This window comes from Roseomonas genomospecies 6, from assembly GCF_008365375.1.
Classification (GTDB): Bacteria; Pseudomonadota; Alphaproteobacteria; order Azospirillales; family Azospirillaceae; genus Azospirillum.
This window is the reverse complement of the sequence record NZ_QOKW01000046.1, coordinates 1-15,028: the sequence shown is the minus strand read 5'-3', so window position 1 is coordinate 15,028 and position 15,028 is coordinate 1. Positions and strand designations below refer to the sequence as shown.

16 protein-coding genes and 1 riboswitch are annotated in these 15,028 nt (G+C 70.4%); of the genes, 11 read left to right on the top strand and 5 right to left on the bottom strand.

Features of this window, described 5'->3' with window-relative positions; genetic code table 11:
* Positions 1-39: 39 nt before the first annotated feature.
* From DS843_RS29355 to DS843_RS29335, 5 genes are all read right to left on the bottom strand, one after another.
* Positions 40-261, bottom strand: coding sequence for a twin-arginine translocation signal domain-containing protein (locus DS843_RS29355; RefSeq protein WP_149472356.1), 222 nt, complete (start codon positions 259-261; stop codon positions 40-42).
* On the bottom strand, positions 251-949 hold the full coding sequence (locus DS843_RS29350; RefSeq protein ID WP_149472355.1) for a TorD/DmsD family molecular chaperone: 699 nt from the start codon (positions 947-949) through the stop codon (positions 251-253). Before DS843_RS29350 ends, DS843_RS29355 begins: the two co-directional genes overlap by 11 nt.
* A gap of 249 nt (positions 950-1,198) precedes the next feature.
* Complete coding sequence (locus tag DS843_RS29345; RefSeq protein ID WP_149472354.1) at positions 1,199-1,738, bottom strand: DUF3306 domain-containing protein; 540 nt, start codon at positions 1,736-1,738, stop codon at positions 1,199-1,201.
* Entirely contained in the window at positions 1,731-2,255 is a 525-nt protein-coding gene (locus DS843_RS29340; protein WP_149472353.1) for a DUF3305 domain-containing protein, read from the bottom strand. Before DS843_RS29340 ends, DS843_RS29345 begins: the two co-directional genes overlap by 8 nt.
* On the bottom strand, positions 2,252-2,893 hold the full coding sequence (locus tag DS843_RS29335; protein ID WP_149472352.1) for a biotin/lipoate--protein ligase family protein: 642 nt from the start codon (positions 2,891-2,893) through the stop codon (positions 2,252-2,254). The genes DS843_RS29340 and DS843_RS29335 overlap by 4 nt, the downstream gene beginning before the upstream one ends.
* A 103-nt stretch (positions 2,894-2,996) precedes the next feature.
* On the opposite strand from DS843_RS29335, the gene DS843_RS29330 reads away from it, so the two are divergent.
* The 11 genes from DS843_RS29330 to DS843_RS29280 all read left to right on the top strand — a co-directional run bounded on the left by DS843_RS29330 (position 2,997) and on the right by DS843_RS29280 (position 14,803).
* Positions 2,997-3,344, top strand: a complete 348-nt coding sequence (locus DS843_RS29330) for a hypothetical protein (RefSeq protein WP_286192397.1) — start codon at positions 2,997-2,999, stop codon at positions 3,342-3,344.
* A gap of 118 nt (positions 3,345-3,462) precedes the next feature.
* A complete protein-coding gene (gene nadA / locus DS843_RS29325) occupies positions 3,463-4,473 on the top strand; it encodes a quinolinate synthase NadA (RefSeq protein WP_149472351.1) in 1,011 nt (336 codons plus the stop codon).
* A gap of 193 nt (positions 4,474-4,666) precedes the next feature.
* Positions 4,667-6,304 (top strand): L-aspartate oxidase, encoded by a 1,638-nt coding sequence (locus DS843_RS29320; RefSeq protein ID WP_208852359.1) that lies wholly within the window; start codon positions 4,667-4,669, stop codon positions 6,302-6,304.
* Positions 6,289-7,122 carry a carboxylating nicotinate-nucleotide diphosphorylase gene (gene nadC / locus DS843_RS29315; protein WP_149472349.1) on the top strand — a complete coding sequence of 278 codons (834 nt, stop codon included), beginning with the start codon at positions 6,289-6,291 and terminating at the stop codon, positions 7,120-7,122. The genes DS843_RS29320 and nadC overlap by 16 nt, the downstream gene beginning before the upstream one ends.
* Before the next feature lie 291 nt (positions 7,123-7,413).
* Positions 7,414-8,697, top strand: coding sequence for an acetylornithine deacetylase/succinyl-diaminopimelate desuccinylase family protein (locus DS843_RS29310; protein ID WP_149472348.1), 1,284 nt, complete (start codon positions 7,414-7,416; stop codon positions 8,695-8,697).
* A gap of 61 nt (positions 8,698-8,758) precedes the next feature.
* Positions 8,759-8,888: riboswitch (TPP riboswitch) on the top strand.
* Positions 8,889-8,965: 77 nt separating this feature from the next.
* A complete protein-coding gene (locus tag DS843_RS29305) occupies positions 8,966-10,045 on the top strand; it encodes a LuxE/PaaK family acyltransferase (protein ID WP_149472347.1) in 1,080 nt (359 codons plus the stop codon).
* Positions 10,045-11,493 carry an acyl-CoA reductase gene (locus tag DS843_RS29300; protein WP_149472346.1) on the top strand — a complete coding sequence of 483 codons (1,449 nt, stop codon included), beginning with the start codon at positions 10,045-10,047 and terminating at the stop codon, positions 11,491-11,493. The genes DS843_RS29305 and DS843_RS29300 overlap by 1 nt, the downstream gene beginning before the upstream one ends.
* An 11-nt stretch (positions 11,494-11,504) precedes the next feature.
* Positions 11,505-12,287, top strand: a complete 783-nt coding sequence (locus tag DS843_RS29295) for an ABC transporter ATP-binding protein (protein WP_167525526.1) — start codon at positions 11,505-11,507, stop codon at positions 12,285-12,287.
* Positions 12,287-13,033 (top strand): ABC transporter permease, encoded by a 747-nt coding sequence (locus tag DS843_RS29290; protein ID WP_149472369.1) that lies wholly within the window; start codon positions 12,287-12,289, stop codon positions 13,031-13,033. Before DS843_RS29295 ends, DS843_RS29290 begins: the two co-directional genes overlap by 1 nt.
* A gap of 7 nt (positions 13,034-13,040) precedes the next feature.
* The gene (locus DS843_RS29285) at positions 13,041-14,018 is read left to right on the top strand and encodes an ABC transporter substrate-binding protein (RefSeq protein WP_149472344.1); all 978 of its coding nucleotides are present in this window, start codon (positions 13,041-13,043) and stop codon (positions 14,016-14,018) included.
* 17 nt (positions 14,019-14,035) lie between these two features.
* Positions 14,036-14,803, top strand: coding sequence for a 3-oxoacyl-ACP reductase (locus DS843_RS29280; protein ID WP_149472343.1), 768 nt, complete (start codon positions 14,036-14,038; stop codon positions 14,801-14,803).
* Positions 14,804-15,028: the final 225 nt, after the last annotated feature.

Sequence of the window (15,028 nt, the reverse complement as noted above, 5' to 3'; positions counted from 1 at the left end):
GGGGCGGCCCTCTGAATCAAAGACGTATCGAAGTCGCGGTCAGAGTCGGTTCAGCGCGTAGAAGCGCTCGACATGCGGGGTGTCGCGGTAACGGGCCTTCAGCCGTTCGGGCTGCGACTCCTCCGCCTCCACCGGGGTGGCGCGCAGGGTGGCGGCCGCGGCGACGGCGCCCGCGGCGCCCAGGCCCAGGCCCTTCAGCAGGCTGCGGCGTTCCAAACCGGCTTTCGGCTTCTCGTCACGATGCTTCTCGTCACGGCGCATGGATGGTGCCCTCCCGCTTGTCCTGCCCGCGGACCGCGCCGTCACCGGCGTGCGCGATCATCGCGAAGGCGTTGGTCTCGATGTCCAGGAACAGCCGCCCGAAGGTGCCCAGGGGCCGGTACAGATCCGCCGCCGCAGCTTCCTCCAGATCGCGGAAGAAGCGTCCGGCCCAGGGCGCCAGATGGCGGTCGAAGAAGCGCTTCTGGAGGGGCAGGTCCGGCGCCTCGCCGTCCTCCGCCCCGAGGGTTCCGGCGGCCAGCGCGCCCATGATCTCGGCGATGGCGGCGATGTGGTCCTCCGGCTCGCTGACGCCAGGGACGCGTTCGATGCCCAGCGCCTGCATGTCCTCGCGCAGGCGGGCCAGCGGACGGTCGATCAGGAAGCCGGTGCGGTAGTAGGAGGCGAAGGGAACCAGTTCGCCCCGCGTCACCCCGATGAACAGTTCGTGGTATTCACGCTCGGCCCGGCGTTCGCCGTTTGGATCGCCGCCGTCCGGATCGCCGGAGAGGGTGCGGGCGCGCGCGGCCAGATCGCTGATGGCCCGGCCCAGGGGGGAGCCGTCGCCCGCCAGGGCGCCGACCGTGCCCAGCAGGTCGCGCGATGGCGGGCGCGCCAGAAGATGGGCCAGCAGGCTGTACGCCTGCGCCCGCAGAATGTCCGCGTCGTCGCTGCTGGCCGATGCCGCCATGCCCTTGCCCCGCTTCGCCTTTCCCGTGGCCGGTTATGGTCCGGCTCATCGGGGACAACAGCGGGGGTGCTCAAATGTTGCGCAGTCGGCGCTTGCGTTGGGATTCGATGGGACGCGACATGGCTGAAACGCTGCGGCCCCCTCCCCGACCCTCCCCCTCTTCGAGGGAGAGGGTGCCTTCTGCGAAGCGGCGTCCGTCCCCTCCACCTCGAAGAGGGGAAGGGTTAGGGAGGGGGCAAGAGCGCCGCCTTATCCCATCCTTTCATCCTCCCGACCATCCGCCACCTCATCGGGCCTGTCGGGCTTGTCCGGCGTGGCGGCGGCGTCCTCCTCCTCGGCCCCGGCAACCACACCTTCCTCCGGCTTGTCCTTCTCCTCGGGCGGCTTCTCGTCGGTGGCGATGCGGTCCAGAAGGTCGGCGATGCGGTCGGTGGCCAGCAGCTTGCCATAGCCGGGGGCGTTGCAGTCCCAGTCGTACTCGGCGAAGCCGCGGAAGCCCGCGATGACCGGATCGCTGGTCCAGGCCTTGCGCAGGGCGAGCCGTTTCAACTCCTGCGGGACGTTGCCGGCGAGGAAGCCGGTATAGTCGCTGTCCGCGCCCAAACTGTCCACCGGCGGCAGGCTTTCCGGGTTGAAGGGCTCCGGAGGCGGTGTGACGGCGACGGGCTCCTCCGGCGCTTCCTCCTGTGGTGCCGGTGGTTCGGCGGTGGCTTCGCGCGCCTCCTGCTTGCGGCGGGACCAGCGCGACAGGAAGCCTTCGGCCCCGTCATCCAAGACGCGGTCATCCATGGCGGTGATCCTTCGAAGGCTGGGCGACCGGGGCGCGGCGGGCGAGCGCCTCCGGGTCGGCGCGGTCGCGCCGGCGTTTGTAGAAGGGGCGGTCGGTGTGGTGACGGGCCACGAAATCCCGCAGCCATCCGGCCAGATCGGGGGGCAGGGGGATCGCCTCGATCAGGTCGTCCCCCGCGTCGGAATGGGCGTCCACCTCGCCCGGATCGACGGTGACGGCCAGCAGCCGCAGCCCCGGCTCCTCCGCGCAGCGGCGCAGGATGACGTAGAGCATCGGACGGCCACCCTTGAGATTCTCCGCGTAGTTCTCCGCCTCTCCGGGATAGAGGGCGATCTCCGCGGCGCCCGCGTAGTAGCCGGTGCGCTCCCCGTCCTGCGTCAGCACCGTCCAGGGCGCGCGGTCGGGCAGGGCGGGCAGGGCGCCGGTCACGCGCCAGCGGGCGTCCACCCAGGGGTTGTCGATGCGCTGGCGCTCCACCGTGATGCCGACGCCGCGCCGGTCCACCGATCCGGTCATGGCCGAAACTCCTCTTCGCCGGGAACGAGCCGCTTTTCCCAGACCTGCCGCACCGGCTCGAACCCCGCCTCCATCCACAGGTCGATCCAGGTCAGGAAATGCCGGGTGAAGCTCTCCAGCACCGCCACGGCGTCGGTTTCGCCGAAACCTTCCTCGCGCAGCGCCGTGCGGTCGGGGCGGCGCCCGGGGTCGGGGTCGTCGGGATCGCCCACCACCTCCAACTCCGCGCCCACCACGGCCCAGGCCGGAATCCCGTCCTCGGCGGCGGGACCGAGGGCGACCGTCACCCCGCCGGCCACCGCGCCGTTCAGCATCAGGCGGCCCGCGCCGCCGGATCGGCCATCGAATTGGATGGTCTGGTTCGGCGGCCCCAGAGCCTCCAGCGCGTCGGCCAGGGCGACCAGGGTCACGGCGACGATTCCGCGGTCGGCATCCGGGCGGTCGGGGGCCAGCACCACCGCCACATCCAGCCGGTCGCGCCGGTCGGCGTGGACGAGCGTGCCGGGCTCCGCCCCCTCCGTGGCGAAGCGGCAGGCGGTGGCGAAGGGGCCGTCCGCCGCGGCGGGCCACGGGCGGAAGACGGGGGGAAGCGTCGGGGCTTCGGTCGGACGGGCGGTCGGGGCGTCGGTCGGGTCCATACCCTTCTTAACGCGGAAACGGGAGGCTTGGTGCCAACGGCTGTTGGTGGGGCTGTTGGTGGGGGACGGCCTTTCGTCCTCTCATGCAAAGGAGACCGCCGCCTTGCTCGCCGCCCTCATTTCCTCCGGCCTGATGGCCGGGCTTCTGATGACCGGCCACGCCCTTGCCCAGGATGCCACCAAGGAGTCGCTGTCCAACGACGTCCAGGTGCAGCAAAGCCAGGAGCCGCCCCCCAACCAGCAGGGCGTCCGCTCGCCGAAGGCCGAGACCAGCGGCGAAACCCAGGGCGCCCAGCTTCAGCAGGCGCTGGCCGACCTGCGCCGAGCGCCGCCGGACCTCCAGGGCAACCCGGTGCCGCGCCCGAACCAATGGGCCAGCGAACCCGACATGGGGCACGAGCCGACCCGCTCCGAAAACCCGTCGGACCTGTCCAGCCAGGAAATGAAGTAGGCCAAGAGACGAAGTAGGAGAATCGGCGACCGGTCGGCGCGGCGCATCCTTTTCCCCTTGATATGCTCTGATCGAGCATTTATGGTTTTGCTCACAGCGAGCATTAAAGGGATGCGCCATGCGCGACACCACCGGCCTTGCCTACACGCCCGACATCGCCGCGGCGACGCAGCCGATCTACGAGCGCGTGAAGCGCGTGATCCCGGCCGTCGAATGGCCGTTCCACGCCCCGCTGGTCCATGAGATCAACCGCCTGAAGCGGGACCGCAACGCGGTGATCCTCGCCCACAACTACCAGACGCCGGAAATCTTCCACGGCGTGGCCGACATCGTGGGCGACAGTCTGGCGCTGGCCGCAAGGGCGACCGAGACCGACGCCGACGTGATCGTCCTGGCCGGTGTGCATTTCATGGCGGAGACGGCGAAACTGCTGAACCCGGCGAAGACGGTGCTGATCCCCGACACGGGTGCCGGCTGCTCGCTGGCCGAATCGATCACCGCCGCCGACGTGCGGCTTCTGCGCGAGCGCTATCCGGGCGTGCCGGTGGTCGCCTACGTCAACACCTCGGCGGATGTGAAGGCGGAGGTGGACATCTGCTGCACCTCCGGCAACGCGGTGGAGGTGGTGGAATCGCTGGGCGTGCCGCGCGTCATCATGCTGCCCGACGAGTATCTGGCGAAATACGTCGCCACCCAGACCAGCGTCGAGATCATCGCCTGGAAGGGCCATTGCGAGGTGCACGAGCGCTTCACCGGCGACGAGATCCGCGAGTTCCGCGGGCGCTTCGGTGATCTGGTCGTCATCGCCCACCCGGAATGCCCGCCCGACGTGCTGGAGGCCGCGGACTTCGTGGGCTCCACCGCCCGCATGGTCGATTTCGTGGCGGACCGCCGCCCGCCGCGGGTGCTGATGGTCACCGAATGCTCGATGAGCGACAACGTGGCCGCCGCCTCGCCGGAGACGGAGTTCGTGCGGCCCTGCAACCTGTGCCCGCACATGAAGAAGATCACGCTGGCGAACATCCTGGACAGCCTGCGCACGCTGGAGCCGCGGGTGACCATCGCGCCGGAGGTCGCCGACCGCGCCCGCCGCTCCGTGGAGCGGATGCTGGCCGTCAAGCCGCGCTGATCCTCCATCGTCCATCCCCTCTCCCGTCCCGGGAGAGGGTGGCCCGAAGGGCCGGGTGAGGGTCGCGCGAGGATCAAGGCGCTGATCCTTGCCGGTACCCTCACCCTCCCGCCGCGTCGCGGCGGGCCCCTCCCTCTCCCGGGACGGGAGAGGGATGGCTCGTGACAAAAACCCCCTCGTCGGGAGGCTTCCCATGGTCACCCCTTACACGGTCCGCGATTCGGAGGTGGTCGTCATCGGTTCCGGCATGGCCGGGCTGACCGCCGCCCTGCGTCTGGCGCCGGGCGCCGTCACGCTGCTGACCAAGACGCCGGACCTGCCGGGCGGGTCCAGCAACCACGCCCAGGGCGGGATCGCCGCCGCCATCGGCCCCGGTGACGGGCCGGAGGCGCACGCCGCCGACACGGTGGCGGCAGGAGCCGGCTTCGTGGACGCGGGCCGCGCCCTGCTGCTGACCCGCGAGGGGGCGGAGCGGGTGCGGGCGCTGCTGCGCGCTGGGCTGCCCTTCGACCGTGATGCGGACGGCGCACCCCTGCTGGGGCGGGAGGCGGCGCACGGGGCCGCGCGCATCGTCCATGCCGGCGGCGACGCCACCGGGGCGACCCTGGTCGCGGCGCTGGCGGAGCGGGTGCGCTCCACCCCGTCGATCCGCGTGGAAAGCGACGCCTTCGCCGTCGATCTGGCGGTGCGCAACGGGCGGGTCTGCGGCGTTCTGGCCTGCCATCCGGAAGGCTGGGTGTTCCACCGCGCGCCGCGGGTGGTGCTGGCGACCGGCGGGGTCGGCGGGGTCTACGCCCGCACCACCAACCCGCCGGAGGCGACCGGCGATGGGCTGGCGCTGGCGGCGCGGGCCGGGGCGCTGCTCGCCGACGTGGAATTCGTGCAGTTCCACCCCACGGCGCTCGCTGTGGACGCCGACCCCGCCCCCCTGCTGACCGAGGCGTTGCGCGGCGCCGGAGCGGTGCTGCTCGACCGGCGCGGCACCCGCTTTATGGTGAAGGAACACCCGCTGGCGGAGTTGGCGCCGCGCGACGTGGTGGCCCGCGCCATCGGCGCCCGCGTGGCGGCGGGGGAGCCGGTGCGGCTGGACATACGCCCGGCGCTGGCCGCCAAGCCCGACGGCTTCCCCACCGTCCTGGCGCTGTGCGCCGCCCACGGGCTGGACCCCTGGCGGGAGCCGGTGCCGGTCGCCCCGGCGGCGCATTACCACATGGGCGGGGTGGTCACCGATCACGCCGGGCGGACCAGCCTGGACGGGCTGTGGGCCTGCGGGGAGGTCGCCTGCACCGGAGTCCACGGCGCCAACCGGCTGGCCAGCAACTCCCTGCTGGAAGCGCTGGTGTTCGGCGCGCGGGTGGCCCGTGACGTGGCCGGGCGGGATTTGCCGCCGCTGCCGCCCTTCGCCCTTCCCGAAGCGCCTGCCGTGGCGGGGGAAGTCGGGGCCGGCCTGCTCGACGCCATCACGGACGAATCGCGCCGCACGCTCTATCAAGGGGCGGGCTTGGTGCGCGATGGGGTGGGGCTGCTGGCCGCCCGGCGCAAGCTGGACCGGCTCGCCGCAGCGCTCGACGCGCTGAGCGACGGTGGGCCGGCGGACCTCGCCGCGCCGAACCTTGCCGCCATCCGCCGCTGGGGCGAGGCGCGCAACCGCCTGCTCGCCGGGCGGCTGATCGTCCACGCCGCGCTTGCCCGCACCGAAAGCCGCGGGGCGCATTTCCGCACCGACTTCCCACGGGAAGACCCGGCGGCGCAACGCCACCGCTTCACCCTCACCGACCTGACCGGGACCACCGATTCCCTTTCCGGAGACGCCGCATGCTCCATCCTTTGACCTTCGAGCCCATCGTCCGCGCCGCCTTGGCGGAAGATCTCGGGCGGGCCGGCGACATCACGACGGACAGCATCGTCCCGGCGGACGCCGTGGCGACGGCCCGTCTGGCCGCCCGCCGCGACGGGCGTGTCGCCGGGCTGGAGGTCGCCCTGTCCGCCTTCCGCATCCTCGACCCGGCGGCGGAACTGCGGGTGGAGCATGACGACGGCAGCGACGTTGCTCCCGGTGCCACCATCGCCACCGTGACGGGCCGCGCCCGCGCCCTGCTGACGGCGGAGCGCACGGCGCTGAACATCCTGGGCCGCCTGTCCGGCATCGCCACCGCCACCCGCGCCTTGGTGCGCGCGGTGGAGGGGACAAGCACCCGCATCGTCTGCACCCGCAAGACCACCCCCGGCCTGCGCGTCCTGGAAAAGCACGCGGTGCGGCTGGGCGGCGGCTTCAACCACCGCTTCGGGCTGGACGACGCGGTTCTGGTCAAGGACAACCACATCGCCGTGGCCGGCGGCATCCGCCCGGCGGTCGAGCGCGTCCGCGCCGCCATCGGCCACATGGTGAAGGTGGAGGTCGAGGTGGACACGCTGGCGCAGTTGGAAGAGTTGCTGACCCTGCCGGTGGACGTCGTGCTTCTCGACAACATGGACCCGGAGACTCTGCGCCGCGCCGTCGCCATGGTGGACGGGCGCATGGTGACGGAGGCGTCCGGCAACGTCACCCTGTCCACCGTCCGGGCCATCGCGGAGTCGGGCGTGGACATGATCTCCGTCGGCTGGCTGACCCACAGCGCGCCGAATCTGGACGTCGGTTTGGATATGTAGGGAGCACAAATCCTCTCGGCCTCCTTTTCCCCTCTCCCCTCCGGGGAGAGGGTTAGGGTGAGGGGGTTGCGCTTTTGCCGAACGTTCCGCCACGCGCAACCCCCTCACCGGCTCTCAGCGGATGCCATAGGCATCCGCCTGCCGCCGTCAGTGCTGGCCTTCGGCCAGCGCGAAAGGCCCTACGGGCCACCCTCTCCCCAGGGGGGCGAGGGCTATGTTGCGATCCCCTCTCGACAGGCAAGCACGCATGGCCGATCCTTCCGCGCAACGAATTGTGCGTGGGGAGGATGCATGCCGCTCGACCACCGGGAGTCGCTGTTCCGCCGGATCGCGGAGCGGCGGGACGATGTCACGGCTCTGACCCGCGACCTGATCCGCATCCCCACCGTGAATCCGCCCGGCGACGTCTACACCGACTGCGCGGAGTTCCTCGGACGGCGGCTGGCCGCGTGCGGCTTCCAGGTGGAGTATGTGCGGGCGGAGGGTGCTCCGGGGGACAGCGACCGCTATCCCCGAACCAATGTGATTGCCCGGATCGAAGGGCGCGAACCCGGCCCCTGCGTCCACTTCAACGGCCACATCGACGTGGTGCCCGCCGGCCAGGGCTGGACCGTCGATCCCTTCGAAGGGGTGGTGAAGGACGGGCGCGTCTATGGCCGGGGCGCCTGCGACATGAAGGGCGGGATCGCTGCCTCCATCATCGCCGTGGAAGCGATCCTGGAGGAGGGCATCCCCTTCCCCGGTGCGCTGGAGATTTCCGGTACGGTGGACGAGGAATCCGGCGGCTACGGCGGGGTCGGGCATCTGGCGAAACTCGGCTACTTCTCCCGCCCGCGGGTCGATCACGTCATCATCCCGGAGCCGCTGAACGTGGACCGGGTGTGCATCGGGCATCGCGGCGTCTGGTGGGCCGAGATCGAGACGAAGGGCCGCGTCGCCCACGGCTCCATGCCTTTCCTCGGCAATTGCGCGGTGCGCCACATGGGCGCCGTGCTGCACCGGATCGAGACGGAGCTGATCCCCCGGCTGGCCGCCAAGCGCACGGCCATGCCGGTGGTGCCGGAAGGGGCGCGGCAATCCACCCTGAACATCAACGCCATCCACGGCGGCCAGCCGGAGGACCACGGCGGCCTGCCCAGCCCGATGGTGCCCGACCGCTGCCGCATGGTCATCGACCGCCGCTACCTGATCGAGGAGGACCCGGAGGAGGTGAAGGCCGAAATCACCGGCATCCTGGAGGATCTCCGGCGCGAGCGCCCCGGCTTCGATTACGAACTGCGGGAGGTGCTGGCCTTCCTGCCCACCCTGACCGACGCCGACGCGCCGGTGGTGCGGGCGGTCGGGGCCGCCATCGAGACTGTGCTGGGCCGCCCGGCGGCGCAGGTCGTCTCCCCCGGCACCTATGACCAGAAGCACATCGCGCGGGTCGGGCATCTGAAGGACTGCATCGCCTACGGCCCCGGCATCCTCGACCTCGCCCACCAGCCGGACGAGTATGTGGACATCGACGACATGGTCCATTCCGCGCAGGTCATGGCGATGGCCGCCCTCTCCCTGTTGCGGCGGGAGGTGTAGGGGCGGGAGCGCGAACCGGCGCCGCGTCCTTGACGGGCGGGGGCCGGTCCCTTAGCTTGCGAACTGTTCCCTGGGGGGCCTCGCTAGGAGGCTGAGACTCCGCCGGTCCGGTGCTTCCGTCCGGACAACGCGGTGACCCATCGAACCTGATCCGGGTCATACCGGCGTAGGGACGGGACTGAAGGGCGGTTGCGGAAACCCCCATTCCATCCAGACACCGATTGCTCCGGCCAACAGTTTGTTCGCGCTGCAAAAGGTGTGTCCGGACGTGACCGAAGCCCGACTTGTCGAAGAACTGCTGGCCTTCATCGCCGCCGGTGACGCGGACGAGGACGCGTTCAACCGCATGGCGCTGGCCGTCTTCGCCCACCAGTTCGAGACCAACGCCCCCTACCGCCGCTTCGCCACCCAGCGGGCGCGCACCCTGCGCACGGTGAAGAGCTGGCGCGACGTGCCCGCGGTGCCGATCAGCGCCTTCAAGGACCTGACGCTGAGCGGACGCCCGCCGGAGGAATGCCCGCACGTCTTCATGACCAGCGGCACCACCAAGGGCGTGCGGGGCAAGAGCCACCACCCCACGTTGGCGGTCTACGACCGCTCCATGACCGTCAACTTCCGCCGCCGTTTCATGGGAGAGTGGGACCGGCTGCGCATGGGCATTCTGTTCCCGACCGAGCAGGCGATGCCCAACTCCTCGCTGGCCCATTATCTGGCGCTGGCCAAGGGCGAATTCGGGACGGATGAGAGCCGCTATCTCATCACCGACGCCGGGCTGGACGTGGACGGGGCCATCGTGGCGCTGTCCCGTGCGGAGGCGAGCGGCGAGCCTTATGCCCTGCTGGGGGCGAGTTTCAGCGTCGTGCATCTGATGGACGCGCTGGCGGAGCGGGGGCGGCGCTTCGCCCTTCCGGCGGGCAGCCGCATCCTCGATACCGGGGGCTTCAAGGGCCAGTCGCGGGAGATGGCGGCGGAGGAGTTCTATGGCCGCCTGTCCGCCACCTTCGGCGTGCCGCGCCGCCTGTGCATCAACATGTACGGCATGACGGAGCTGAGCACCCAATTCTACGACGACGGCAACGAGGCGTGCCCGTCGGTGAAGTCCGGCCCGCACTGGATACGTAGCCGCGTCATCAACCCGCTGACCGGGCAGGAGGTGCCGCGCGGCAGCGTGGGCGTGCTGGTTCACCACGATCTGGCCCATTTCAACTGCGCCTCCGCCATCCTGACCGAGGATGCGGGGGTGGAGGTGGAGGGCGGATTCCAGCTTCTGGGCCGGGCGGACGGGGCGGACGCCAAGGGCTGCTCCATGGCGGTCGAGGACTTCCTCAAAGCGGCGCGGGCGACTTGATGGAACGGGCCGGGCATCTGCCGGGGCTGTCCGCCGACGCGGTGGACTGGCGGACGCTGACCTTCCGGCGCGGCGCCGAGACGCTCGACGTGGCGGTGCCGGTGCTGACCGAGGCGCAGATCGCCGAAGTCGCAACGCGGGTGCGCGCCAACGCGCGGACGTATCTGAGAAAGCGCAGCGTTGCGGAGATCGCCGCCACCATCGACCGCGCCGTCGCCCGGCTGCTCGACCGCGACGATCCGTGGCGGCAGAAGGCGGAACGGCTGCTGCCGCTGGTCACCGGCTACGACGCGGAGATGGTCCGGCTGGGACTGACCGGCTATCTGAAGACCTTCCGAGGGCCGGAGCTTCGGAAATTCCTGGCGGAGGATTTCGCCAACCCGGCGGTGCTGGACGATTTCCAGCCCATGCCCAAGGGCGGCTTCGCCCGCGCCTTCGGGCCGGAGTTGCTGCTGCATGTCTGGGCGGGCAACGTGCCGGGCCTGCCGCTGTGGAGCCTGATCTCCGGCCTGCTGGTGAAGGCCGGCACGGTCGGCAAGCTGCCGAGCGCGGAGCCGCTGTTCGCCGGCTGGTTCGCGCAAATCCTGGCGGAGATCGACCCGCAGCTCGCCGATTGCATCGCCATCGTCTGGTGGAAGGGCGGCGACGAGGCGGCGGAGCGCGCGTGGCTGACCCGCGCCGACACGGTGGTCGCCTATGGCGGCAACGACGCGCTGGAAGCCATCCGGGCGCGGGTGCCGATCACGACGCGCTTTCTGCCTTATGGGCACAAGATCAGCTTCGGCATGGTCGCCCGCGGGGCGCTCGACGCCGGGAAGGCGGGGGCGGTGGCGCGGCAGGCGGCCTACGACGTGGCGCGCTACGACCAGCAGGGCTGCTACTCCCCCCAGACCTTCTTCGTGGAGCGCGGCGGGCGGGTGTCGCCGCGGGAGTTCGCCGGCTATCTGGCGCACGAACTGGACGCCATCGGCAGCAAGTTTCCGCGCCGCCCCCTGTCCATGGCCGAGGCCGGCAGCGTCGCGTCCTGGCGCAACGCGGAGGAGACGAAGGGCTTCGCCGATCCGGACCGCCTGCTGCTGGGCGATTCCGCCGGAAGCTGGGCCGTCGCCTACACCGACGCTGCGGACGGGTTGTCGCCTTGCGGACTGAACCGCACGGTGACGGTGGTGGCGGTGGACCGGCTGGCCGATGCGGTGCCGGGGCTGGCGCCCTACCGCGCCTTCCTCCAGACCGTGGGGATCGCCGCCGCGCCGGAGGAGCTGTTCGCGCTGGCCGGGGCGCTGGGGGCGGTGGGGGTGACGCGCCTCTGCGCGCTTGGCCGCATGACCGCGCCGGAGGCGGGCTGGCACCATGATGGGCGGTTCAACCTGCTGGACCTCGTGACGATGACCGAGATCGAAGGCTCGGCGGAACGGGCGGCGGACGCTTTCGCCCCCTACACGGATTGAGGCGTCCGGCCATGAGCTTCGTCAGCATCGAACAGGCCGGCTACGGCGTCCCGCGCGGCGGCACCATCCTGGACCGCATCGACTGGACCATCGGGGAAGGCGAGTTCCACGCGCTGGTCGGGCGCAGCGGCTGCGGCAAGACGACCCTGCTGAAGCTGGTCGCCGGGCTGCTGGCCCCCTCCACCGGAACCGTCCGCATCCAGGGGGAGCCGGTGCGGGGGCCGGGCGCGCAGGTCGGGTTCGTCTTCCAGGCGCCGACTCTTCTGGAATGGCGGACGGTGCTCGATAATCTGCTGCTTCCCGTCTCGCTGAAGCGCCGCCCGCAGCCGGCGGACCGCCGCAAGGCGGAGGAATTGCTGGACCTCGTGGGCCTGTCCGGACTCGAAGGGCGCTACCCCAGCCAGTTGTCGGGCGGGCAGCAGAGCCGGGTGGCGCTGGCCCGCGCGCTGGTCACCGAGCCGCCGCTGCTTCTGCTGGACGAGCCCTTCGCCGCGCTCGACGCCATCACGCGGGAGGAGTTGCAGGACGACCTGCTGAAGCTCTGCGCCCGGCACCGCACCACCGTGCTGTTCGTCACCCACGACATCGCGGAGGCGGTCTATCTGGCCGACCGGGTGGCGGTGATGGAGAATGGGCAATTGCGCCACGCCCTGCCGGTGCCGCTGGCCCGCCCGCGCGGGCGCGACGTCCGCTACAGCCCCCGCTTCAACGCCCTGTGCCTGGAGCTTCGCCATTCTATGGACGGGGCCATGGACGGCAAACCCGACCGCCCGGCGCTGGAGCGCGCGTCGTGATGGTCCGCCTCGCCTCCGCCCTTCTGTTCGTCCTGTTCCTGGCGGGGTGGGAGGTCTATTGCCGGGTGGCGGGGGTGTCCGCTCTGGTCGTGCCGCTGCCGTCCGCCGTTCTGCGCACGCTGTGGGACGGGCTGGCGGGCGGCTATCTGCTGCCGCATCTCTGGGTCACCACGGCGGAGATGGCGATGGGCCTCGCCGCCGGCTGCACCGTGGGCTTCCTCGCCGGGGTGCTGCTGGCCGAGGTGCCGGTGCTGCGCCGCCTGTTCTACCCCTACATCCTCGCCAGTCAGGTGGTGCCGAAGCTGGCGCTGGGGCCGCTGTTCATCGTCTGGTTCGGCTTCGGCATGACCTCCACCGTCGTCATCACGGCGCTGATCTGCTTCTTCCCGCTGCTGGAAAACACCATGACCGGCCTTCAGCAGGTCGATCCCAACAAGCGCGAGCTGTTCCGGATGCTGCGGGCGACGCGCCTGCAAACCCTGCTGCGCCTCAAGATTCCGTCCGGCCTGCCGGTGATCCTGGCGGGGCTGCGCGTCGCCGTGGTGCTGGCGCTGGTCGGCGCCGTCGTCGGCGAGTTCATCGGGGGGCGGCAGGGGCTGGGCGCCTCGATCATCGCGGCCCAGGGGATGATGGATTCGACCATGATGTTCGCCCTGTTCATCGTCATCACGCTGCTGGGCATGATCGTCTATCAGGCCGCCGCCGGGCTGGAACGCTGGCTGCTGCGCCGTCCGTGGAAAGGATAATCACACGATGTTCGGGTTTCTGCGCACCCTGGGTGCCGTCGCCGTTTCCGCCCTTCTGCTGTCCTCCCCCGCGCTGGCGCTCGACAAGGTGACCGTCGCGGGCTGGAGCCAGCCGATCAGCGAGATCACCAACCTGCTGGCCGAGCCGGACAAGGGCTTCTTCAAGGCCAAGGGGATCGATCTCGGCTATGTGCCGGGGACGGGCGGCGGCTCGGCCATCCAGAACATGCTGACCGGGCAGGCCGACGTGGCCTTCACCGACCCGGCCTCCTTCTATCTCGCGCTCGACAAGGGCGCGCCGCTGGTCGCCATCTACAACATCTACCCGCAGAACGTCTTCAACGTGGTGTCGCCGAAGGAGCGCAACATCACCAAGCCCGAAGACCTGAAGGGCAAGCGCATCGGCGTCTACAGCCTGTCCAGCGGCACGCGCCAGAACCTCCAGGTGCTTCTGCATCAGGTGGGGCTGAGCGAGAGCGACGTGACCATCGAGGTGACCGGTCTGCTGAACTTCGCCCCCGTCATCCAGGGTCAGGTGGACGCCACCGCGGCGACCGACACCGGCCTCCATGTCGGGATGCAGAAGGGGCTGAAGGATGTCAACGTCATCGAGGTCAAGGACACGCTGAACCTGCCCTCCGACATCTTCGTGGTGACGGAGGAGACCTACCGGACGAAGAAGGACGTTCTGAAGCGCTTCCTCGCCGCCTACCGCGACAGCGCCGCCTGGATGATCGCCGAGCCGGAGGAGGCCGCCCGCCTCGCCGTGACCCGCGCCATCAACGGCCGCGACGAGGCCACCAACCTCGCCATCATCAAGCTGCGCAACGCCTCCAGCGTGTCGGAGACGACCAAGGCCAAGGGTCTCGGCCACTTCGATCCGGAGCTGATGCAGAAGGGGGCGGACACCTTCAGGCAGCTCGGCCTGATCGGGGCGGAGCTGGACATGGCGAAGGTCGTCCGGTCCGACCTGATCCCCGAGTAAGGAAGGCTTAGCCCGCCATGGATTTCCGCGACAAGACCGTCCTCGTCACCGGCGCCAGCCGTGGCATCGGCGCCGCCATCGCCAAGGCCTTCGCGGCGGAGGGGGCGGCGGTCGCCGTCAACTATCTGCAGAACGGGGATGCCGCCGAGGCGGTCGTTGCCGCGTGCCGGGAAGCCGGCGGCGACGCCTGGGCGGTGCAGGCCGACGTGACCGACGCCGACGCGGTGAACCGCATGGTGGAGCGCACCGCGGAAGAATTCGGCAAGATCGATGTGGTGGTGAACAACGCCTTCCGCCCCTACGCCTTCGATCCGGAGAAGCGCAAGCTGTTCTGGGACACCGATTGGGCGGATTACCGGGGGCAGGTGGATGGCGCGCTGCTCGGCACCTACAACGTCTGCCGGGCGGTGCTGCCGGTGATGCGGCGGCGCCCCGGCGGCAGCATCGTGAACATGGCGACCGACCTCGTGGCCCGGCCCACCGTGCCCTACCACGACTACACGACGGCCAAGGCCGCGCTGGTGGGGTTCAGCCGCAATCTGGCGGCGGAGCTTGGGCCTCTGGGCATCCGCGTCAATTGCGTGGCGCCGGGGCTGGTCTACCCCACCGACGCCAGCCGGGCGACGAAGGAGGACGTCAAGGACGCCATCGTCTCCCAGACCCCGCTGCGCCGCATCGCCACGCCGGAGGATGTCACCGGCCCGGTGCTGTTCCTGGCCTCAAACTGGAGCCGGTTCATGACCGGGCAGGTGCTGTATGTGGATGGGGGGTTGGTGATGGGGTGAGTGTTGGCGTTGGGGCCCACGTTGTCTTATTGGGCCCCCACCCAACCCTCCCCCACCTTCGGCGGGGGAGGGCTTTAACTCCTCCCCCCGCGAAGTGGCAGGGCTATCGCATGTAAGCAAAGAGTTCGAAGAAGAATTCTTGGCTGATCATGGCCCTGAACATTTTGAGGCTCATCGACCGGTCCAAGGGGTGCGCCCGCAAGATGTTCTGAGCCAAGCGCCGGA